Annotated in this window: 20 protein-coding genes; 4 read left to right on the forward strand and 16 right to left on the reverse strand. The window is 31.5% G+C overall.

The genetic code is table 11. The annotated features are described in order from the left end of the window. Positions 1-45: 45 nt before the first annotated feature. From LQ598_RS05850 to LQ598_RS05875, 6 genes are read right to left on the reverse strand one after another with little or no spacing between them, the layout of a single operon-like run. Entirely contained in the window at positions 46-1,884 is a 1,839-nt protein-coding gene (locus LQ598_RS05850) for a cation:proton antiporter family protein (protein WP_239745354.1), read from the reverse strand. A 10-nt stretch (positions 1,885-1,894) separates the two neighbouring features. Beyond that, positions 1,895-3,277, reverse strand: coding sequence for a magnesium transporter (gene mgtE / locus LQ598_RS05855; RefSeq protein WP_016912320.1), 1,383 nt, complete (start codon positions 3,275-3,277; stop codon positions 1,895-1,897). Positions 3,278-3,308: 31 nt separating this feature from the next. Beyond that, positions 3,309-4,169: an RluA family pseudouridine synthase gene (locus LQ598_RS05860; RefSeq protein WP_016912321.1), complete on the reverse strand. Its 861-nt coding sequence runs from the start codon at positions 4,167-4,169 to the stop codon at positions 3,309-3,311. A gap of 3 nt (positions 4,170-4,172) precedes the next feature. Next, entirely contained in the window at positions 4,173-4,976 is an 804-nt protein-coding gene (locus LQ598_RS05865) for an NAD kinase (protein WP_016912322.1), read from the reverse strand. A gap of 12 nt (positions 4,977-4,988) precedes the next feature. Beyond that, on the reverse strand, positions 4,989-5,624 hold the full coding sequence (gene yjbM / locus LQ598_RS05870) for a GTP diphosphokinase (protein ID WP_016912323.1): 636 nt from the start codon (positions 5,622-5,624) through the stop codon (positions 4,989-4,991). Positions 5,625-5,629: 5 nt separating this feature from the next. Then, entirely contained in the window at positions 5,630-5,986 is a 357-nt protein-coding gene (locus tag LQ598_RS05875; RefSeq protein WP_016912324.1) for a UPF0738 family protein, read from the reverse strand. A 135-nt stretch (positions 5,987-6,121) separates the two neighbouring features. Here LQ598_RS05875 and LQ598_RS05880 point away from each other — a divergent pair, with 135 nt between their 5' ends. The 3 genes from LQ598_RS05880 to LQ598_RS05890 all read left to right on the forward strand — a co-directional run bounded on the left by LQ598_RS05880 (position 6,122) and on the right by LQ598_RS05890 (position 7,967). After that, positions 6,122-6,700, forward strand: a complete 579-nt coding sequence (locus LQ598_RS05880; protein WP_016912325.1) for a CYTH domain-containing protein — start codon at positions 6,122-6,124, stop codon at positions 6,698-6,700. 95 nt (positions 6,701-6,795) lie between these two features. Next, on the forward strand, positions 6,796-7,155 hold the full coding sequence (locus LQ598_RS05885; protein ID WP_016912326.1) for a truncated hemoglobin YjbI: 360 nt from the start codon (positions 6,796-6,798) through the stop codon (positions 7,153-7,155). A 20-nt stretch (positions 7,156-7,175) separates the two neighbouring features. Then, on the forward strand, positions 7,176-7,967 hold the full coding sequence (locus LQ598_RS05890; RefSeq protein WP_103323107.1) for a DsbA family protein: 792 nt from the start codon (positions 7,176-7,178) through the stop codon (positions 7,965-7,967). A 593-nt stretch (positions 7,968-8,560) separates the two neighbouring features. Here LQ598_RS05890 and pepF read toward each other — a convergent pair. The 4 genes from pepF to spxA all read right to left on the reverse strand — a co-directional run bounded on the left by pepF (position 8,561) and on the right by spxA (position 12,684). Continuing rightward, entirely contained in the window at positions 8,561-10,366 is a 1,806-nt protein-coding gene (pepF, locus tag LQ598_RS05895) for an oligoendopeptidase F (RefSeq protein ID WP_107537339.1), read from the reverse strand. A 41-nt stretch (positions 10,367-10,407) separates the two neighbouring features. Further along, positions 10,408-11,397 (reverse strand): competence protein CoiA, encoded by a 990-nt coding sequence (locus LQ598_RS05900; protein ID WP_126578737.1) that lies wholly within the window; start codon positions 11,395-11,397, stop codon positions 10,408-10,410. Positions 11,398-11,444: 47 nt separating this feature from the next. Continuing rightward, entirely contained in the window at positions 11,445-12,137 is a 693-nt protein-coding gene (gene mecA, locus LQ598_RS05905) for an adaptor protein MecA (RefSeq protein WP_103323104.1), read from the reverse strand. Positions 12,138-12,288: 151 nt separating this feature from the next. After that, positions 12,289-12,684, reverse strand: a complete 396-nt coding sequence (gene spxA / locus LQ598_RS05910) for a transcriptional regulator SpxA (protein ID WP_016913230.1) — start codon at positions 12,682-12,684, stop codon at positions 12,289-12,291. A gap of 334 nt (positions 12,685-13,018) precedes the next feature. Between spxA and trpS the strand changes: the two genes are divergently transcribed. Beyond that, the gene (gene trpS, locus LQ598_RS05915; protein WP_107537165.1) at positions 13,019-14,014 is read left to right on the forward strand and encodes a tryptophan--tRNA ligase; all 996 of its coding nucleotides are present in this window, start codon (positions 13,019-13,021) and stop codon (positions 14,012-14,014) included. 660 nt (positions 14,015-14,674) lie between these two features. On the opposite strand, the gene LQ598_RS05920 is transcribed toward trpS, so the two are convergent. The 6 genes from LQ598_RS05920 to LQ598_RS05945 all read right to left on the reverse strand — a co-directional run bounded on the left by LQ598_RS05920 (position 14,675) and on the right by LQ598_RS05945 (position 23,804). Beyond that, entirely contained in the window at positions 14,675-16,300 is a 1,626-nt protein-coding gene (locus tag LQ598_RS05920) for a peptide ABC transporter substrate-binding protein (protein WP_239745355.1), read from the reverse strand. Positions 16,301-16,342: 42 nt separating this feature from the next. Next, entirely contained in the window at positions 16,343-17,983 is a 1,641-nt protein-coding gene (locus LQ598_RS05925) for a peptide ABC transporter substrate-binding protein (RefSeq protein WP_107537163.1), read from the reverse strand. 188 nt (positions 17,984-18,171) lie between these two features. After that, complete coding sequence (locus LQ598_RS05930; protein WP_016912694.1) at positions 18,172-19,833, reverse strand: peptide ABC transporter substrate-binding protein; 1,662 nt, start codon at positions 19,831-19,833, stop codon at positions 18,172-18,174. An 85-nt stretch (positions 19,834-19,918) separates the two neighbouring features. Then, positions 19,919-21,589 carry a peptide ABC transporter substrate-binding protein gene (locus LQ598_RS05935; RefSeq protein ID WP_107556620.1) on the reverse strand — a complete coding sequence of 557 codons (1,671 nt, stop codon included), beginning with the start codon at positions 21,587-21,589 and terminating at the stop codon, positions 19,919-19,921. A 176-nt stretch (positions 21,590-21,765) separates the two neighbouring features. Next, entirely contained in the window at positions 21,766-22,731 is a 966-nt protein-coding gene (locus LQ598_RS05940; protein WP_016912692.1) for an ABC transporter ATP-binding protein, read from the reverse strand. Next, complete coding sequence (locus LQ598_RS05945; protein WP_016912691.1) at positions 22,731-23,804, reverse strand: ABC transporter ATP-binding protein; 1,074 nt, start codon at positions 23,802-23,804, stop codon at positions 22,731-22,733. Before LQ598_RS05945 ends, LQ598_RS05940 begins: the two co-directional genes overlap by 1 nt. Positions 23,805-23,812: the final 8 nt, after the last annotated feature.

Raw genomic sequence — 23,812 nt, forward strand, 5'->3', positions numbered from 1 at the left:
AGTAAAAATGAGGATTATTTGTGTACCTCATTTTTACTAAATTTATTAAATAAATTCCATATCTTGTTTTAATTCTGAAACGTATTCTTTAGAACCCGTTACTATTAATTTATCGCCGTATTGCAGTTCTGTATCACCATGAGGTACGATTGAATCTTTTCCTCTAATGATACGAACAAAGATAACATCTCCAGCAAATGGGAATGATCTAAGCAACACATTGTGATAGCTATGATTTTTCATTTCTATTTCATATAATGATGTCTCTACATTACTTAATAAGTTCAACATGTTCGGTGATTCAATTAATCCTTTAAGCAATATTTTATTACTTAAGAAACTACTAAAGAATTCAATGTTTTTACCTTCAAATTCTATATCTTCAGAACCATTTTCTTGTTTACAAATGATTCGTTTTACGCCATGTTTATGAGCCATTAAAGCGACTTTTTTATTAATACTGTCGTCATTTGCAGAACATACAATAATGTTTGAATCGAATAGTCCTAATTCTACCAATTCTTCTTCAATATAATCATCTAATTCATATGTTTTAATACTTTGATCTAATTTTCTATTATCTGACAAATCTTTTCTAAAGAACATAGTCGTTTGATATATATGTGAATGTATACTTTGGGCAACTGGTATCGATAATTGGTTTTTACCGATAAAGCTTACTTTAACAATCATCTTCGTTTCTTCAGGCATTGGGAACATTTTCTTGAATACTACAGGAACAAAGACACACGTTATGACTGCACTCAAAATGAGAATCCCTGATATTTCCGGAGTAATTGTTCCGAGTTGTTCAGCAATTTTAGCTGCTGCAATGACTAATGATAACGTTGATGTTAATAAAAATGCTGATGAAATAGTTGTTTTCTTATCATACCATTTGCCGATATAGGCAACAGGAATAAGTTTAGAAATTAAAAATGCAATAAACAGTAATGGTATGATAATAAGTAATTCTGGTTCTTTAACAAGTGATGGTATATCGAGGTTTACACCAACCATGATGAAGAATATAGGTATAAAGAAACCATATCCAAATGAATCTAGCTTTTCAACCATATCTTGGTCAGGTCCTAATAGTGAAACGATTACACCTGCAAGGAATGCACCAAGAATATTCTCTGCTCCAACACCTTCAGCTAGAGCTACTAATAAAATAATTAAAGCAAATACTGCACGTATACCAATTTGTGTTGTTCCTGATGTTAATTTTTTTAAGAAAGGTGATTTTTTAAATAAACCACCCATTATATAAAATATAAAACTAAATACAATTAATATTCCTATTAACCATAATGGTGAGTCACCTTTTGCGTAAATCGTACCATATACAGTTAATAACAACATTGTAGCCAAGTCAGCTACTACTGCTACTAATAAGATAAATTGACCTATACTAGTATGCATGATGTTCATTTCTTTTAACGTTGGTACAACAACACCTAAACTAATTGTCGAAATAATTATGATCATTAATAATACGTCATCGATTAAACCAGTCCATTTAAATACAAAGGCTAATAAAATTGATAAAATCATAATTGATGAGAAAACGACTGTCATTAAATATAAATTACTTGGTATGTTCCCTTCATCTTCTTTAGAATGTTTTTTCGTTTTAAAAGCATTAAAATCAATTTCTAATCCACTTAAAAACATTAAAAATATAAAACCTAATGTTGATAATATAGATAACCATGCATCTTCTTTTACTAAACCAAATAAAGAATCACCGATAATGATCCCCATTATGATTTCAGCAACGACAACAGGCAAGAAAGAAATTTTAAGTCTATTAACAAGTATAGGCGTTAAAAATGCAGCTATAACAACGATAACAAGAGATGTAAAACTAGAATGCTCCATATTTTTCTCCTTATATTAGATAAGACATAAACGCTGTTGCTAAGCCGAAATATATTAACATACTTACGATGTCGTTGATCGTCGTAATAAACGGTCCACTTGCAACAGCTGGATCAATATTCATTTTATTCATAAACATTGGAATAATTGCGCCCATAAGTGTACCTACTGTCATTGCAACTGTTAAACTAACTGAAACAATTAATGCTAATATAGGTTCACGATAAATCACTACAATTATAATAAATAAACTTACTGCACAACAGAAACCTGTTAACAAACCTGATCCAGATTCACGTAAAGCAAGCTTAAATTTGCTTTGTTCGTTTATTTCACCTGTAGATATATTACGTACAGATACGGCCAAAGATTGTGTTCCTGAATTCCCACTCATACCACTTATAATAGGTATAAATGCTGCTAATAATGCAACTTGTGATAACGTTTCTTCAAACTGACCTAAAATAGATGCAGTTATCATACCTAACACAGTCAAAATTAACAACCATGGTAAACGTTTCATAGCTGTTTGAACTACTGAATCATTTGTAGAGTCGATGTCAGAAACACCGGCTAATTTAGAGTAGTCTTCACTTGCTTCTTCATCCATTACATCTAAAATGTCATCGATTGTGATAATACCTAGCAAGTGATCTTGATAATCTATAACAGGTAACGCAATTAAGTCATAGTCACGCATTGTTTGCGCTACATCTTCTTGGTCATCTGCAACGTTAGAACTAATTACACGTTCATTCATAATTTCTTCTATATAAGCATCATTTTCCGCTACGATTAAATCACGAAGTGAGATGACACCAGCTAATTTTTTATTTTCATTAACAACAAAAATGACATATATTGTTTCAGCTTGTGGAGCTTGTTCTTTAACATAGAACATAGCTTCTTTCACAGACATAGTCGAATACACTGAAATAAATTCTGTGGTCATGATACCGCCGGCAGTATCCTCTTCATAATGTAATAATGCTTTTATTTCTCTCGCATCTTCACGATTCATGAGTGTGAGTAAAGTGGCTATTTTGTTTTTTGATAATACATTCAAAATATCAACAGCATTGTCATAAGACATGTCACTTAACATTTGACTAGCATAGTTAGCATTCATATTTTGAAAGATTTCTTCGTATTCTTCATCATCTAATTCAGTCGTTTCAAAGAAGTCCGCAACTTCTTCAGGAGAAAGAAATTGATATATTTTTTGTTTAAGGCCATTGTCACATATTTCAAAGTACTCACCTTGATCATATGTATGCATCGTTAAAAATTCTTCTCGAAATTGGTCTATTTTATCATTCTCTAATAATGCATCAAGCTGCTCTTTATCAAAAGCTTCGTCTTCGATGTATTGTTCATTATTTTCGTTAACCAACTTTGCCACCTCCTCATAAAAATACAATTTATTATAGCATATCTATACCCGCTAAGTTATAGTGCATTTCATCAATTATATTAATTTTATTCTTTGTTATTGGATGCTCAAATTCTACATTGTAACATTGTAATAATTGATGTCCAATACCTTTTGTTTTATAGCCGTACAAACTATCACCAACTATAGGATGTCCTATATGTGCTAGATGAACTCTAATTTGGTGCGTCCTACCTGTAAACAATTGCAATTTAAGCATGCTATTTTGTGAATCATCACTTAAATATTCATATTCAGTGTGCGCAAATTTACCATCAGGAGATACTTCTCTTTCTATAATAGAATGTTTAGCTCTAGCGATTGGCGCTTCAATTTTTCCATATTTTTGCTTAACAACACCGTGGACAACTGCTAAATAATATTTGTTCACTGTTGTCTCTGATATCATATGATGTAACAATTGGTGCTTTGCAAATATAACAATACCGCTTGTACCTCTATCTAAACGTGTCACAATATGTGGAATTGTCTGTTCTCCATTTTGAATCATATAATATAGAACCGCTTCAACTAAACTATTATGTCGATGTTCTCTTGAAGGTGCCGTATTCATCATCGCTGACTTTGAAACAATTATAAACCACTCATCTTCATATAATATCTTCAAATCCATTTTAACTGGCTCAAGATTAGGACTAGGTGTTTCGTTTGGTAAATAAACTGTTACTTCATCGCCTTCTTGAATGATTTTTCTAACAGTTACATATTCTTTATTAACTAATAAAGCGCCATTCTGCTTAATGGCGCTTAAACTCTTTCTAGAAATGCCTTTATCATATAAAAATGTTTTTAACACGTTAGACGATGTTGCAATATATTGTAATACTTTCATTTTTTATTCCTCATTAGATATAAATGAATCGTGAACTCTTTTCCAAAATGGAAATGGTCTAAATCTAGCAAATCGAACTTTTTCATTAGCTACCCTATACTGTATAGATTCAATATTTTTATGCTTTACATTCACATGGTCAATTGTAACTTGCAATGTATCATGATTAACAGGATGAATATGGCACACATGATGTTTAGGTAATACTAATGGAGAACCTACAGTTCTAAAGACACGGTTATTTATAGAGGCTATTTCAGCTATTTGCATTGCTTCAAGAGATGGATGTATTAATGCGCCACCCAACGCTTTATTATACGCAGTTGAACCTGAAGGTGTAGAGACACATAATCCATCTCCTCTAAACCTTTCAAATTGCTCTCCTCTTAATACTAAATCCACAACTAATGTAGCGCCATTATCTGTTTTTATAGTCGCTTCATTTAATGCTAAATATCTTGTTTCATATCCACCTTTTTTATAGCGAATAATCACTTCTAATAATGGATATTCAATCACTTGATATGTTGAATTATTAATTTCTATAATTAATTTCTCAACTTCATGTGGCAACCAATCTGCATAAAAACCTAAATGCCCAGTATGTACACCTACAAAACTAACATCAGCTAGCATGTGACTATATTGGTGAAATGCTTGTAATAAAGTACCATCACCACCAACTGAAATTACGATATCTGGTGATTCTTTATCTTCAATCATATTAAAGTCATTCATATGATTTTTCATCTTATACATTAATGCATTAGATTTTGAATCACCTTTAGATAATATATTATACTTCAAAGCATTCACCCCTTAATCATGTTTATGTTTATTACTCTTCTGTCTTGAATAATATTTCTGAGCTTCTTGAATTTCTTCACGTATTTCTGACATTTCTTCGTCCAATAAGAATGCCGCTTCAGCTGCTCTCTCCAGTCTATTTCTAATTTCAGGAGGATAATCGCCATCATATTTATATCTCAAAGTATGTTCTATAGTTGCCCAGAAATTCATTGCTAAAGTTCTAATTTGTATTTCTGCTAAAATATTTGTTTGACCATGTAATGTTTCAATAGGATAGCTGATGATCACATGGTAAGAACGGTAACCACTTTCTTTAGTATATTCTACGTAATTACGCTCTTCCACTACTTCAAAATCTTGTCGCTGTCTTAATAGCTCAACAACAACATCTATATCATCCACAAACTGACACATCATTCTTAAACCAGCAATATCGTACATTTCTTCTCTTAATCTATCGAAAGGAATATTACGTTGATTTGCTTTATCAATAATACTTGAAATTGGCTTAACACGGCCAGTAACAAACTCAATTGGCGAAGGTTTATCTGAAGATTCATATTGCTTACGTAACCCCTTCAATTTAATCTTTAATTCGTCAATTGCTTGTTTATATGGTGCCAAAAATTCTTCCCATTGATTCATAACCATCACTCCGCTTTGTTTAATTCAAATGCTTCCTCTACAGAAGCCACAAACGCTTTACCATAGTTGTGATTATCTGCAATATTATCTAATAAAAATTCCATTTCTTCTTTAAATGAAGTTAATATCAAATGATCGTTGACGATGATTTCTTTGTCGAAATGTTCATGAATCATTGACCATGTTTCTTCCACAAATAATAAATAATTATAATTTTCACCGTTATCTAGCATATATACAAATGCATGATTATCACTATCTACAATCATATGTTCTGCTGCTTCTAACCCTTCAGTTGACTGATCTGTATAACATTTGATTTGATTATCATTTATCTTAATTTCATTCACATAAATACGCATTGCTGTTCCTCCTTATTCCAATCTATTTTAACACATTTTAATTTAAACATTCATATCATCACGCTATTTTTACATAATTACTTGTTTATACGTAAATCTTCTATAATAATAGTGTAAAAGGAAGTGTAGCAGAAAATGGGACAAGAATTAGAAATTGAATTTAAAAATCTACTCACTATTGATGAATATAATGTAATCAAACAATATTATTTTAAACAAAGTGAGCCATTTAAACAAACAAATCACTATATAGATACACCAAATCACGATATTATTGGCAAAAGAATGGCGCTAAGAATACGTGAGAAGAGCAATCATTATGAGATGACATTAAAAGTTCCGCAAGACATTGGTCTTTTAGAATATAATGAAATAATTGATCAATTACCAGAACAAGGAAGTATTTTAAATAAACAATTTCTTCCAGAAAATATTACTGAAATATTAAACAAACATGACATACCGATAAATGACCTCCATTTACTCGGTGACTTAACGACTTATAGACTTGAAAAAGAAATTGAGTCTGGTTTGTTAGTTTTAGATCACAGTACTTATTTAGGTATTGAAGATTATGAGCTTGAATTTGAGGTAACTGACTACGATAAAGGTGCAGTTGCTTTTAATGAATTGTTAGAAAAAATGAAGATATCAAAAAAGGTACCAGATAATAAAGTTAAACGGTTCTTTGATGCACAACATAGAACAACATGAATTCACTTTCGGTACAAGTCGAAATACTTTTAAAAATTTAAGAACATGTTATATTAATATTATCGATATTGAAATAAGCAAGAAAAGGTGAAATTATGACCCCATACGAAGTAATCGACCCCCAAGATTTATACGACATGATTGATCACTTTTATTATCTTGTAGAAAAAGATAATCGGATTAATCATCTTTTCCCTGGTGACTTTGCAGAGACGAGTCGTAAACAGAAGCAATTCTTAACTCAGTTTTTGGGTGGTCCTGCATTATATACAGAAGAACATGGTCATCCGATGTTACGTCAGCGTCACTTGCCTTTCAGAATTACGGATAAAGAAAGAGATGCTTGGTTAGAAAATATGCACGAAGCAATTACCAGCTCTCAATTAAATAAAGATATACAAGAATATTTATATGAAAGACTCAAGCTAACTGCAAATCACATGGTTAACGCTTAATATAGTTGAAGGTGGATAATATGGCCGAAGAATTAAGATTAATCCATGCTAATGAACAAAATAATATAGATTTAACACCCGTGAGCAAAATTGAAATTTATTCATTTTTCGATCCATTTTGCGAAGATTGTTTCAATCTATCATCAACATTAGCAAAGCTAAAAATTGAATACCAAAAATATGTCAAGGTTCGTCAGATTTTGAACCCATCTCTTAAAGTTTTAACTAAGTGTCAGGCTCAAAGCACATGTGAATTTGATAATGTAGCTTTAGCGTTTAAAGCAGCAGAATTACAAGGACATAACAGAGCAAGTAGATTTTTAAACTTACTTCAGAATGAGATTATTCCTAAAGATAAAATCATCACAACTGAAATCATAAGAAAGTGTGCTTATAAATCAGGAATTGATTTACCAGTCTTTATTAAAGACTTAAAAGAGCAATCACTAACTGAGAGTTTACAAACAGATTTGCATATTGCCCGTGAGATGGATATCAATATGACACCATCACTCGTTTTCTTTAATGAAGACGTACATTCAGAAGGACTAAAAGTAGAAGGTAATTACCCATACCATATATATACCTATATTATTCAAGAACTGATGGGAACAGAAGTTGAAAAGCAACTCCCTCCTAAATTGATAGATTATATACAATCACAAAGCATTATTTCTGAACAAGAAATAGCGACAATATATGAATGGCCAGAAAAAATCGTTAAAAGAGAATTAAAAAAATTACAACTTCAAAATTATATTGAACAACAAGATTCAGTTAATGGCGATTTTTGGAAATTCAAGAAAAGATAAATAATAAAAACAATGAGCTTAGGACATCATGCTCTTCTCAAAATAAATCACCCAATCTGTTGGATTCATTTTCAGATTGGGTGATTTTTATATTTCTGATATTGTAAAGTCCATGCTTGCCTCAAGGTATGATTTGTTTATCATTACAAGAGAAATCCAAAGTAAAGCGTGAATTAAGAATTGACTTAATAGCAACACATATAAGAAAAAGCGCAGAAATTCAATTTTAACAATGAATTTCTGCGCTTTTTAAGTATCTAGGACATTTATGTCACAAGATCATTTTTTGAGTATGTGAATTTAGATTCCATACTCTTTTAGTTAAACATAAGTTATTTGACTCATATTTACTAAATAATAGATAACTTTTGGGATGTTAACTATGAACAAATAAAAAAAACACCGTGTCTGATTACACGGTGCTTAAACAAAGGGGATGGGAGAAATTTTTTCACTTCAAACAAAGGGGTATGTTTGTTATGTGATTAATTTCATGTATGTAATATAACATGGTTTCGAGACTAAATTCAACAAAAAACGTCGGTTTTTTTGATTTGTCACACACTTGTCATATTGGAAACGTGTACATACATTTAATTCTCTTTTACTAGCTTTTCAAAGGCATTTAACTTCTGTTCAAAGACTTCCATTGCCTCTTCTATAGGTTGTTTAGAGGTCATATCTACACCTGCTTTTTTCAATACTTCAATTGGATAATCTGAACTACCTGCTTTTAAGAATTCGTCAATATATCTCTTAACTGCTGGTTCTCCTTCATCTAATATTTGTTTACTCAATGCTTGTGCTGCACTATAGCCAGTAGCATATTGATAAACGTAGAAATTATAATAGAAATGAGGTATACGAGACCATTCTTTAGCGATATTGTCATCTGTTATAACTGAATTACCAAAATACTTTTTATTTAGCTCTGCGTATTCAGTATTCAAACGGTCAGCTGTTAAAGGTTCTCCCTCTTCTACAATTTTATGAATCAGATATTCGAACTCAGCAAACATTGTTTGTCTAAATAATGTTGCTCTAAATCTTTCTAACTCTTGATTCAATAAATATTTACGTTTTTCAGGATCTTCTAAATTCTTGTCCATATATTCACTTAACAATGCTTCATTTGTAGTAGATGCAACTTCAGCAACAAATATTGAATAACCACTCTCATTTGATTGTTGATGCTTTCTACTGAAATAACTATGTGCTGAATGTCCAAATTCATGGATAAGTGTAAATAAATCAGAAATTGAATCTGACCAATTAAGTAATATGAATGGGTTTGTTAAATGTGCACCTGATGAATATCCACCAGAACGTTTACCTTTATTTTCATATACATCTACCCATCTATTATTTAGCCCTTCTTCTACAACTTCAATGTATTCTTTGCCCATTGGTTGTAAAGCTTTAACCATCCAGTCTTTAGCTTCTTCATAAGGCATTTCAAATGATGAGTTTTTAACTAGTGGTGTATACATGTCGTACATATGCATTTCATCTAAACCTAATAACTCTTTTCTAAGTTCAGTGTAACGATGAAGCAATGGTAAATATTTATGCACAGTATCAATTAAATTGTCGTAAACTTCTTCTGGAATGAAATTATTAGATAACGCTTGTTCTCTAGCTGATTGATACTGACGTACTTTAGAACTAAATATAGCAGTCTTAACTTTACCGCTTAATGTCGCTGTTAAAGTATTGTTATGACTACCATACGCATCATATACATTATCGTAAGCAGATTTTCTTAAAACACGGTCTTCAGACTCTAACAATTTAGTGTATGTACCTTGTGTTAACTCATGTTCTTTTCCATCTTTATCTATAGCAAGTTTGAATTCCAAGTCAGCATTATTAAACATACCAAATACGTTACTTGGCGTTTGTAATGCTTCACCCGCTTCTGCCAATATTTTTTCCTCTTTATCACTTAAAATATGAGGTCTTTTTTTATTTAATTTCTCTATATCGAATTGATATCTTTTTAAATCATCGTTTGAAGCAACAAATTCGTTTAATGTTTCTTCATCTATAGACATTAATTCTGGTAATATAAAACTCCATGCACTAGCAAATTTGTTAGCTAAAGTGGCTGCTTTAGCTTCATAACCCGCATATTTATCATTAGCAGTATCTTGGTCATGTTTCAAATGCGCATACACATAGACTTTACCTAATTTCTCATCTATTTCACTATCTAGTAATAAAGCTTGATAAAGTGTATCTGAACTATCTTTCAAATGTCCTTTAAAACGTTCTTCTTTACCTAAATATGTCTCTAATTCTTTAAAAGCTTCTTCGTAAGCTTCATCCGAAGCAAAAATAGTTGTTAAATCCCATGTATATTGTTCTTGCTGTTCTTCTCTTGTAATTAACTTTGCCATATTAATAGCCTCCTTTGAATTTCATATTTATAATTTTCTCATTAAACAGTCATTTTTGCACGTGATATAGACTTTTGATGAATAATCGAAATATATGAATTCAAGGCTTTTGTTAGTATCTCTTTCTTTGAAAAATGACAATCATAAAATGTTCTGAATTTCATAAATTTAAAGAAGTTCTCAAAAGTAAAAGTCTTCTTCTCCATTTCATAATATAAGTAAGTTTGCCAAGTTATACAATGTGTTAAAAAATATATTTGTTCAGGTACAATAATGCCAATGATTTGCAACCTATCTTTATGTATTAATCTCGCGTTATATAATAATGAAAGTGTTGGTTCTAATACATTTCTGCGCTGTCTACATTTCGACAAATAATGATGATAAGCACTGTCAGTTAAATATAAATTTGGAACATGATGTACAGGTTGACCTTTTAATAAATCTTCCCATTCAATCATATTTCTATTACCTATAAATGTATACTTATCTAGTGGTTGTATCCCTTCATATCTAATGAGCATTTTGTTGTAAGGATTATAAGTGATTAATGTTCTCTCTATATGATTTATTAAAGCCGCTTCAAAATAACTGAGACGTAATATACCATTATGGTAATCTATTTCTTTCCCTATCCATATCACACGCATATTCAAGGCTTTAAATCCTTCAGTTCTATCTATTAATAAATCTAGACTGATCGGAGAATATTGAAATTCAACTACGATATTCTTGTTAATAATAATATCGGGAATTTGATCTATTTCAGATAAATAATATTCCATATCTATCATTACATTATCATTCAACTGCGAATAAATATGATGTTTAGATGCTAAATGTATTAAAGACTCTTTCTTATAACTATTTCTTAAGCAATAACTATTTGCTCTATGGGCAAAATGAGCTACAGTATGCTTCCCTTTTTTTAAAATAAGTTCTGATAAGCAGTCAGGGCACTTATAAATCTCATGTGGTTTAGCATGTTGCGCAAATACGCGTTCATTATTTTGATTTAGTCCTATTAACATAAAAACACCTCTTTACTATATAAAACGTAAAGAGGTGCTAAAATTACTTATTTATTTTTCGGTTCAAAATATCTTGTTACTTGACCCATAACATTATAACTCATGACAATTTTCGCATAATCATCTAGATATAATTTAGAAACTTGTGTTGGATTTGCATATTCAAGCAATTGTCCATAAAAATCGTTAATGATTTCTTCACTATCTATTTGATCAAATTGTACATAGTAATAATATTTGTTATCTAACATATATAATAAATCTGTGAATACAATATCTTTATGTTCATTATAATGTGCATATTCGATAATATCTTCTAACTCTTCGAATCTAACAAGTAATCCGATGTCTTTAGGAATAAATTGTTGATCTGATTCGTTGTCTTCGTTTAACATTTCGCCGATATTCTGGTCAGAATCGAGTGCTTGAGATAAGAAATCATTGACTTGATACTCTAATTGTTCATTAGATTCCTCGTCAGTCATATTCAACAGCTCATCACCTTTAGATTTAGATACTGTTACTTCAACACCCTTTTCAAACGCATGTACTTGGATCCATAAAGGACCTTCGACAACGAAGTCTTCTTCATCATTAATTTCATCCATCATAGACCAGAAAAACTCTTCTCCGCGTTTACGGTTTGTCCATAAGTCTTCCCTTTTGAAACCTCTTGCTTCAATATCTTGATAAGTTATAAATAATTTTACAGTTGTTTCATCAATTCGTTCTATTCTCATAATGTCACACTCCCTTACTCTAGGAATAGTACATTCATTGTATTATAAACAAATACATTTTAACAGTAATTTGTTTAAACTATTCTAATTTAATTTTTTATATAAAAATAGCCCCTGTAAACAGGAGCTATAAATTTAATATTAGACCAAATTAGTCAACCATACGTTGTGCTTCTAATAGTTGGAAAGTACGTACTTTCCTAGGTAAGAAACGACGAATTTCATCTTCGTTATATCCAACTTGTAAACGTTTTTCGTCTAAAATAATTGGACGACGTAGTAAACCTGGATTATCTTGAATAATTGTATATAATTCTTGTAGAGGTAATGCATCGATATCTACATTTAATTTTTGATATGTTTTAGAACGAGTTGAAATAATTTCATCTGTTCCATCTTCTGTCATCTTTAAGATTGATTTAATTTCATCTAATGTTAAGTGTTCTGAAAAAATATTACGCTCCGTATACGGAATGTCATGTTCTTGTAACCATGCTTTCGCTTTACGGCAAGATGTGCAACTTGGTGAAGTAAATAATGTTACCATACATCTCACTCTCCTAATCGAATATTATTTATGTTAAACGTCAGTGAACTTATAAGTTTAAATGCACTTATTTATGTATACCCCATATAGCAATAGGTTAAACATATAATGCTCACTTGGTTTAATCTTTATCTAATTGCTATAAACATATTATATAACTCAAAGATTAAAATTAAATGAGAAACTTCTAATAATTCATTAAAAAGCATATAAATTATAGATGAATTTGCTATTAACAATACATTTATCTATTAACTAGAATAACACAACTTACAAATGAATAAAATACTGTTATAATGATATAAAGAAATTTTGTAGAAAAGAGGCAACATTAATGGAAACTTTATTTTCAGGCATCCAACCTAGTGGGATTCCAACTTTAGGTAATTATATTGGTGCTTTAAAACAGTTTAATGAGATTCAACATGATTATGACTGCTTTTTTTGTATTGTAGACCAACATGCAATAACAGTACCTCAAGACAGACTTAAGCTAAGAGAAAACACACGTAAACTAGCTGCTATATATTTAGCTTCAGGTTTAGATCACGAAAAAGTAACGCTCTTCATTCAATCAGAAGTACCAGCCCACATTCAAGCAGGTTGGATTTTAACAACAATTACTTCAATCGGTGAACTAGAAAGAATGACTCAATATAAAGACAAAGCGCAAAAACAATCACAAGGTATCCCAGCTGGATTATTAACTTACCCACCGTTAATGGCAGCAGACATTGTGCTTTATAACACGAACATCGTCCCTGTTGGAGATGATCAGAAGCAACATATAGAATTAACGCGTAACGTTGTAGACCGTTTTAATTCTAAATATAATGATATATTAACTAAGCCATCCATTCACATGCCTAAATTTGGCGCTCGAATAATGAGTTTACAAGATCCTACTAAAAAAATGAGTAAAAGTGATGATAACCAAAAGAACTTCATCTCATTATTAGACGAACCAAACGTTGCAGCGAAAAAAATCAAAAGTGCTGTAACTGATTCTGATGGTATTGTTAAATATGATAAAGAAAACAAACCAGGTATTAGTAATTTGTTAGTCATCTACTCAAGTATTACAAGCCAATCAATTGAAGAACTAGAAGCACAATACGAAGGTAAAGGATATGGCGACTTTAAAGGCGACTTAGCTGAAGAAGTTAAAAAATTCCTTATAACGTTCCAAGAAAAATTCAATTACTTCTATGAAAACAAAGAAGTATTAGATGAAATACTTGATAAAGGTAGAGACAAAGCAAGCTTCGTAGCTAATAAAACATTAAAAAAAATGGAAAATGCTATGGGACTAGGTCGCAAAAGAAAATAACGAATAGTAAAGCAATCGCTCATAATGGGCGATTGCTTTCTTTATTGTATAGAGTGAATCAGCAGAGCGGTGGAATTCATAGGCTCTATTTATCATGTGGAGCCTGACTTGATAAATTCAATGGCTCTATTTATCATGTGAGCCCTGACTTGATAAATTCAACACCTCTATTTATCATGTGGAGCCTGACTTGATAAATTCAATGGCTCTATTTATCATGTGAGCCCTGACTTGATAAATTCATAGGCTCTATTTATCATGTGGAGCCTGACTTGATAAATTCATAGGCTCTATTTATCATGTGGAGCCTGACTTGATAAATTCAACGGCTCTATTTATCATGTGGTGCTTGACTTGATAAATTCATAGCCTCTATTTATCATGTGGACCACGACTTGATAAATTCACACCCCATTATAAACATACTAATCTTAGGAAAAGTGTTTGGGACATAAATCCCAACTTAAAATAAATCACCCAATCCGTTGGAATCATTTTCGGATTGGGTGATTTTGTATTTCTGATTTTGTAAAGTGCTGACGCCCGGGGGAATAGTATGTGAGAGAGACTACAGGCTCGAGCCATACCCCCAGGCAAGCATGCACTTTTCAAAATCATTATAGTTTAGGACATTTATGTCCCAGACGCTTTTGTATTATACTATTTCTCAATATATGCTTCTTTTAATGTAGATACGCCACCGAATTGGTGATTGACTACATTTTTAACATTTGGTTTTTTCAGTTGTGCTATTCCAACTTGATAAAGTGGAATGATGCCAGCTTCGTTTAATAGCATACCTTCTGCTCTTTGTAGTTCAGAAAGTCGTTTGTCTGGATCGCTTGCTAATGATGAATCTGCTGCTTTTATAATACTGTCGTATTCTTTATTAGACCAACCTGTATTATTGTGTGATCCATCTGTTACATATAATTCTAAGAATGTCATTGGGTCTGGATAATCTGGAATCCAGTTCTCTAGTGACATTTCATATTCTCCTTTAGATACGACATCAAGTTTTTGTTTAAATGGCTGTTGTTTGATTTTGATTGTTACGCCATCTAAATTTTTCTCGAGTTGTTCTTTAAAGTATTCTGCATCTCTTTTAGCTGTATCTTTATCATAAGTCATCAATTCAATCGTAAATTTATCTTTACCTAACGCTTTTTTAGCTTTTTCAAAATGTTCTTTTGCTTCTTTAACGTTATATTGATTCTTATTTTTCACGCCATCTTGATATTCTTTTCCTTTACTATCTTTAACAAAGTCTTTTGGTACAAAATTATCAGACGGAATCGAACCATTATTTAAGTTGTTTTTAACGTAAGCGTCTTTATCTATCGCTTTAGCAAAAGCTAATCTAAAGTCTTGGTTTTTAAATTCTGGTACGGTATCTTCATTTAATTTAAAGTAGTAAGTTACCGTATCTAACTCTGTATTAAATGCTTTGTCGTCTTTATATTTTTTCACTTGCTCTGCTGGTAAGTCTACAATATCCAATTTATTTGTTTCATATAAATTTACAGCAGTTGATGCTTCTTTAACTACTTTATAGTTCACTTTATTTAATTTAACTTTATCTTTATCCCAATATTTATCATTTTTCTCTAAAGTGACTTTATCGTCAGTTTTCCATTCAGCCATTTTAAATGGTCCATTATAAAGTGTTGATTCTACAGTAGTACCATATTTATCGCCTTGTTTTTTAACGAATTTTTCATTTTGTGGCATAAATGTACCGAATGAAAGCAATTCTTTATAATATGGTAACGATTTTGTAAGTTCGAATTCTAATGTATGATCATCTACTGCTTTTACACCAAGTTCTTCAGGTTTCTTATCTCCATTGTTAACCGCTTCAGCATTCTTAATATCATATAAAATATACGCATATTCAGATGCTGTATCTGGATCTAGAACTTTTCTCCAAGCGAAGACGAAATCTTTTGCAGTTACTGGATCACCATTTGACCATTTAGCATCTTCTCTTAATTTGACAATCCATTTTTTCCCGTCATTTGTAATTTTAGGTTCCCCTTTTGCTACAGCTGGTATTGCTTTATCATTTTCATCTAATGTATAAAGACCCTCCATAGTCTGGAAAAACATATCAAATGATAAACCATCTGTTGCCATCGCTGAGTCCATTGTAGGAACGTCCCCATTGATTTGTAAATCTAATGTTTCATCACTTTTAGAGTCTTTATTGCCTCCTCCTGATGAACAAGCGCTTAATACAAGTACTGCAGTTAACATCATTGCTATAAATTTGAACATTTTAGACATGTAACTCATCCCCTTAGTTTTTTCATTTAAACTACTGATTTGTTACTTTTGAATATAAGCGTGTTTTAAATCTGTATCTCCACCAAACTTATGTCTTTCAATATCTTTAACATAACTTTGTGTTAATCTCGCATTACCTTGCTGATAGATTGGGACAATTACTGCTTCATCTAATAATAATGTTTCAGCATCTTGCATTGTTTCAATACGCTCTTGTTCTTTATCTAACAAATTGTTTCCTGCATCTTTAATTTTCTTGTCATATTCTTTGTTTTTCCATCCTGTTTCATTCATAACGTTATCACTCGTAAATAAATCTAAGAATGTCATAGCATCTGGATAGTCTGGACCCCATCTACCGAATGAAATTTGATAATCCATATTAGCTTCAAGTTTTAACTTTTGTTTATATGGTTGTTGCTTCACTTTAATTTTAACGCCAGGTAAGTTTTGTTCAATTTGTTCTTTGAAATACTCAGCGTCTTTTTTAGCATTATCTTGATCATAAGTTAACAATTCAAAAGTGAATTCATCTTTACCAAGTGCTTTTTTAGCAGCTTCTAAATGTTTCTTAGCTTCTTCTTTGTTAAATTTATTTTCAGTCTTAACACCTTTCGTATAATCTGTGCCTTTTTTATCTTTTACAAATTCAGTTGGTACTAATGTATTTGCTGCTTTAGAACCGTTATTCAAATTACTCTTAACGTATTGCTCTCTATCAATTGATTGAGCAATTGCCATTCTTAAATCTTTATTTTTAAATTCTGGTACATCTTTTTGGTTCATTCTCATAAAGTAAACTCTAGATTCAAGTTCAGTATTATAAGCTTTATCTTTTTTATATTTATCTACATTTTCAGCAGGAATTAATGCTTCATCAACATCGCCTGCATTGTACATATTTAAAGCTGTTTGCGGCTCTTTAACCACTTTGAAGTTAACACTATCTAACTTCACATTGCCTTTATCCCAATACTCTTTGTTTTTTGTGAACGTATAATTATCTTCTGTTTTCCAATCTGATAAAGTAAACGGTCCATTGTATAAAGTATCTTCTGCTGTTGTACCGTACTTATCGCCTTTTTCTTTTACAAACTTCTCATTTTGAGGTAAAAACGAACCGAATGTTAACAACTCTTGATAATAAGGTAATTCACGATTCAGCTTAATTTCTAATGTATGATCATCAATTGCTTTAACACCTAATTCTTCAGGCTTTTTGTTACCTTTGTTAATGTCTTCTGCATTTTTAATATCAAACATAATAAATGCATATTCAGAAGCGTTTTTCGAATCTACTAATTTACGCCAAGCATAAACAAAATCATCTGCTTTAACTTTATCGCCATTAGACCACTTAGCATCTCTTAATTCAATCGTCCACGTTAAACCATCATCAGACTTTTTTGGATCACCTTTCGCAATTCCCGGAATCGCTTTGTCATTCTTGTCTAACTTATACAATCCTTCCATTGTATTATTTAACGCATCGAAAGAAACAGCATCAGTAGCTAATGTTGAATCCATTGATGGAATATCAGAAATAGAAATTAATCGTAACTTTTTGCCATCCCCTGCAGAAGAGTCACTTTCTTTCTTTCCATTTCCACCACTACATGCCGATAAAAATAAAATAACCGACAGAAAAACTAAAAAGCTCCACCTTAAATGTTTGTTGTTCATAAACATTTCCCCTTATTCAATTTTTGAAAATTCAGTCATTTCTGAACTTTCTTCAATTATAAAGTTATTTTCAATTTGTAGCAAGATAACTTATCAAGATATGAAAAATAAATTTCCCACAATTTCTTTATAAATATAAATCACCCAATCCTTGGATACACTATCGGATTGGGTGATTTATATATTTATTATTTAGCGCCTTCTATTTCTACACCTTTTAATGTGTAATCTCCGCCGTATTTATGATTTTGCCAATTTTTAATATATGGCTGTCTCAGTCTTGCAGCCCCTGTTTGGAATAATGGTGAAATAGAAGCTGAATCTAAGAACTCTGATTCTGCATCTTGAAGTATTTTAATACGCTTATCACTATTTTCTGATTTAAGCATTTCATCAGAATTTGCTTCTTCTAATGCTTTATCATATTCTTTATTCGCATATCCTGTTTGGTTATGTGGTGAATCTGATGTAAATAAATCTAAAAATGTTGTTGGATCTGGATAGTCAGGGAACCAACCAGCAAATGAAATATCAAAATCTTTTTTAGTTTCTAATGCAAGCTTTTGTTTAAATGGCTGTTGTTTAATTTTCAAAGTAACACCAGGTAAATTTTTCTCTACTTGCTCTTTAACAAATTCACCTGCTTTTTTAGACTCGTCTTCATCATAAGTTAATAATTCAATCGTAAATTTGTCTTTTCCTAAATCTTTTTTAGCTTTGTCCAAATGTTTTTTAGCTTCAGCTTTATCATAGCTTAAAGGTGATTTAACGCCTTCTGTATAATCCTTATTGTCTCCATCTTTTACAAAATCTTTAATCATTATAGTGTCTAATGGTTTAGAACCATTGTTGAGCAATGAATTAACATAAGATTTTTTATCTATTGATTTCGCTATCGCTTTTCTTAAATCTTCATTTTTTAAGTTTTCGTTCTTTTCTTTATTAATTCTAAAGAAATAACTACCCGATGTAGATTCAGTTGAAAAATCTTCTCTGTCTTTATATTTCTTAACATTTTGTGCATCTAAACCTACCATATCTAACTTGCCAGTTTGATACATGTTAATAGCCGTTTGTGTGTTTTTAACAACTTTAATGTTCACATCTTTAATGTTCACTTTATCTTTATCCCAGTATTGATCATTCTTTTCCAATTTCCATCTATCTTCTGGTTTCCATTCAGTTAATTTATATGGCCCATTTGATAAAGTTGTTTTATCTGTTGTACCAAATTTGTCTCCTTGTGCTTTAACAAACTTTTCATTTTGTGGCATATAAGAACTAAAAGCTAATAAACTTTCCATCCATGGCACGTCTTTAATCAGTTTAATTTCGAGTGTATGATCATCAATTGCTTTCACACCAAGTTCTTCAGGTTTCTTATCTCCAGCTGTTATTTCTTTCGCATTTTCTATATTTTCAAACATATATGAAAATTCTGCTGCTGTGTCAGGATCAACTGAGCGCTGCCATGCGAAGACGAAATCATTCGCCGTAACTGGATCACCGTTTGACCACTTTGCATTATCTCTTAATTTAATCGTCCATGTTTTACCATCACTCGATTTCTCAGGTTTATCTTTCGCAACGCCTGGGATAGGCTTATCATCTTTATCAAGTACATATAAACCCTCTAACGTTTGGGTAAATGTTGTAAATGAAACTTGATCAGCAGCTAATGAAGGGTCCATCGTAGGTATATCATCACCAGATGATAGGTTGAGTTCATTTTTAGATTTAGACTGCTTAATATTATTATCACTGTCCTTTTTATTATCGCCACTACATGCAGATAAAATCAGTACAAAAGATACGAACATTACAAACATTACTTTATACCTTTTATTCATATTCATAAGCCTCCTATTTTTTATAAAAACTTGTTTGATATAAAGAATAGCAATCAATGTTTCCATTGATTGCTTTCATTCACTTTTATTTAGCTCCAGCGATTTCTACTTCTTTAAGAGAGTAGTCACCACCGAATTTATGTGGCTGCCAGTTTTTAACGTATGGTTGACGTAAACGAGCAACACCTTGTTGGTAAAGTGGTCCAATAGATGCTGAATCTAAGAACTTAGTTTCTGCATCTTGTAATAATTTTGTACGTTTAGCACTATTTTCATCTTTCAACATTTCATCTGAATTAGCTTCTTCTAAAGCTTTATCATATTCAGCATTTGAATATCCAGTTTGGTTATGAGGGCTATTTTTCTTGAATAAATCTAAGAAAGTTGTTGAATCTGGATAGTCAGGACCCCAACCAGCAAATGCAATATCATAGTCGCCTTTAGATTCTAAATCTAATTTTTGTTTAAATGGTTGTTGTTTAATTTTTAAAGTAACGCCTGGTAAGTTTTTCTCTACTTGTTCTTTCACAAATTCAGCTGCTTTTTTAGATTCATCAGCATCATAAGTTAATAACTCAATATTGAATTTGTCTTTTCCAGTAGCTTTTTTAGCTTTTTCTAATAATTTTTTAGCTTCTTCTTTATCATAATTTAATGGAGATTTAACGCCATCGATGTAATCTTTACCATCTTCATCTTTAACAAAATCTTTAACCATTAATTTATCTGAAACTACCGAACCATTATTTAATAATGATTTTACATATTCATCTTTATCAATTGATTTTGCAAATGCTTTTCTTAAATCTTCATTTTTCAAATCTTTATTTTTCGTATTGTTAATTCTAAAGAAGTAATTTGAAGAGTTTAATTCAGTTGAAAAATCTTTTTTATCTTTATATTTATTAACATTTTGTGGGTCTAATACTACTGAATCTAATTTACCCGTTTGATACATGTTTAGAGCTGTTTGAGTTTCTTTTACGACTTTATAGTTTACTTCTTTTAATTTAACTTTGTCTTTATCCCAATATTCTTTGTTTGGTACTAATTTCCAGTTATCTTCAGTTTTCCACTGTTCTAATTGGAAAGGACCGTTTGATAAAGTTGCATCAGCTGTTGTACCGAATTTTTTGCCTTGTTTTTCAACGAATTTTTCATTTTGAGGCATGAATGAACCGAAAGCAAATAGACTTTGCATCCAAGGAACGTCTTTCACTAATTTAATTTCTAATGTTTGATCGTCTACTGCTTTAACACCTAACTCTTCTGGTTTTTTCTTACCAGCAGTAATATCTTTAGCGTTCTCGATATTTTCAAACATGTATGCATACTCAGCTGCAGTATCTGGATCTACCGTTCTTTGCCATGCGTAAACGAAATCATGCGCTGTAACTGGATCCCCATTTGACCATTTAGCGTTGTCGCGTAACTTAATCGTCCACGTTTTCCCGTCTTCAGATTTTTTAGGATCTTCTTTAGCAACACCTGGAACTGGTTTATCATCTTTATCTAACACATATAACCCTTCTAAAGTTTGGTTAAAAGTAAAGAATGATACTTGGTCAGTTGCTAACGATGAGTCCATCGTTGGAATATCAGATGTAGAAGCTAAGTTTAAGACGTTTTCAGATTTTTCACTTTTAACGCCGCCTTTACCTCCATCTTCACTTTTAGAACCGCCACCACTACATGCTGCTAATGTTAAAACAACTGCAACTAAAATTGATAATAAAGCCGCTAATCTTTTCCTCATATAGCTCTTCCCCCTTGTTTTTTTCTCCTAAATTTTCAGAAGATTCTTAATTTTATTATATTTTAAAAATGTATAAAAAACAATAGTGTTTCATACAATTTTCAAACAATTGATATATTGCAAAATAAAATCATAATTAACTTTATAACAATTTTAATTTTAGTTGAAAATTAAAATTATGCTTCAGTTAAATCAAAATCTTTGTTATAATTTTCTTTTTTCTCAGCAAATTCCTTTTCAGAACAATATACAAAGTGATCTGGTCCTACTTCTCTAAGTTCCAAGTTGTCATCATCCTCATATTTATGTATCTCAGGATTATATGAAGATCTCGTTCTTGTTCTTTCAGAATCAGGATCTGGTAACGGAATAGCAGATAATAAAGATTTTGTATATTCATGTTGAGGATGTTTATATATTTGTTCAGATGGCCCTAGTTCAACCAGCTTTCCAAAGTACATAACACCGATTCTGTCTGAAATATATTTAACCATTGATAAATCATGTGCGATGAATAAGAATGTTATACCTTTTTCATCTTGAAGCTTCTGCATTAGGTTAACCACTTGTGCTTGAATAGATACATCAAGTGCAGAAATAGGTTCATCTGCAATGATAAATTCAGGTTCAACAGCTAATGCGCGTGCGATTCCCAACCTTTGTCTTTGACCACCAGAGAATTCATGTGGATATCTATTCGCATGTTCTTTAGATAGACCAACTGTCTCTAATAAGTCATAAACACGTTTTTTTCTTTCTTCTTTACTAGAAACGAGTTTATGCACATCTAATCCTTCAGCTACAATATCCATCACTTTTAACCTCGGATTTAAAGATGCATATGGATCTTGGAAAATCATTTGCATACGGCGATTAAATTTTAAAAGATCTTTTCTCTTTTTAATATTTTGAATATCAACATTATCAAATATGACTTTACCGTCAGTAGCATCATATAGTTTGATAAGTGTACGTCCAGTTGTGGATTTACCACAACCAGATTCACCTACTAAACCTAATGTTTCACCTTTATAAATTTTAAAAGAGATATCATCAACTGCTCTAACTTCATTTTTCTTACCGACGTTAAAATATTGTTTCAAATTTTGCACATCAATTAATACTTCTTTATTATGAGCCATTAGAACGTCACCCTTTCTACACGTTTTGGCTTGTCAAATTGATCTGGTGTTGCTTTTTGTTTTAATTTAACAGCTTCTGGTAATTCCACTTCAGGTGCTCGTTCATCTAATAACCAAGATTTAACGAAGTGTGTTGGAGACACTTGGAACCAAGGTGGCTCTTCCTTATAGTCAATATCTAGTGCATATTCACTTCGTCTCGCAAACGCATCACCTACAGGCGGCTTAATCAAATCTGGTGGTGTACCAGGAATTGCTAGTAGTTCTGTATCATGAGTCGTTTCTAAGCTTGGCATTGAAGACAACAATCCCCAAGTATACGGATGTTTAGGATTATAGAAAATTTCATCTACTGAACCTGTTTCAACAATTTGACCACCGTACATTACTGCCACTCTATCAGCAACGTTCGCTACAACACCTAAATCATGGGTAATAAAAATGATAGAAGTATCAATTTTATGTTGTAATTCTTTCATTAATTCCAAAATTTGTGCTTGTATCGTAACATCCAATGCTGTAGTTGGTTCATCTGCAATTAACACTTTAGGGTCACATGCTAAAGCAGTTGCAATAACAATCCTTTGCCTTTGACCACCAGAGAATTGGTGAGGATAGTTATTAAATCTTTCTTTAGCTTTCGGTAATCCTACTAAGTTTAAAATATCCAATGCTCGCTTTTTAGCATCATGTTTGGATAATTTTTGATGCTTAATAAGTGGCTCCATAACTTGTTTCCCAATTTTCATTGTAGGATTTAAAGAAGTCATTGGATCTTGGAATATCATGCCAATTTCTTTACCACGAATTTTTTGCATTTCTTTTTCTTTTAATTTAGCTAAATCTTTCCCGTCGAATAAGATTGAACCATCTTTAATTCTACCTACCTTTTTAGGCAGTAACTGCATGAGTGCTTTTGTTGTAACTGATTTCCCTGATCCAGATTCACCAACAATAGCAAGTGTTTCTCCTTTATCTAAATAAAAGTCTACACCTCTTACAGCTTGTACTTCCCCCGCGTCAATGTCGAAGGAAACATGTAAGTTATTTACTTCTAATATTCTCTTAGCCATAATTAATT

It is taken from the genome of Mammaliicoccus sp. F-M27 (genome assembly GCF_022387115.1).
Taxonomy (GTDB): domain Bacteria; phylum Bacillota; class Bacilli; order Staphylococcales; family Staphylococcaceae; genus Mammaliicoccus; species Mammaliicoccus vitulinus.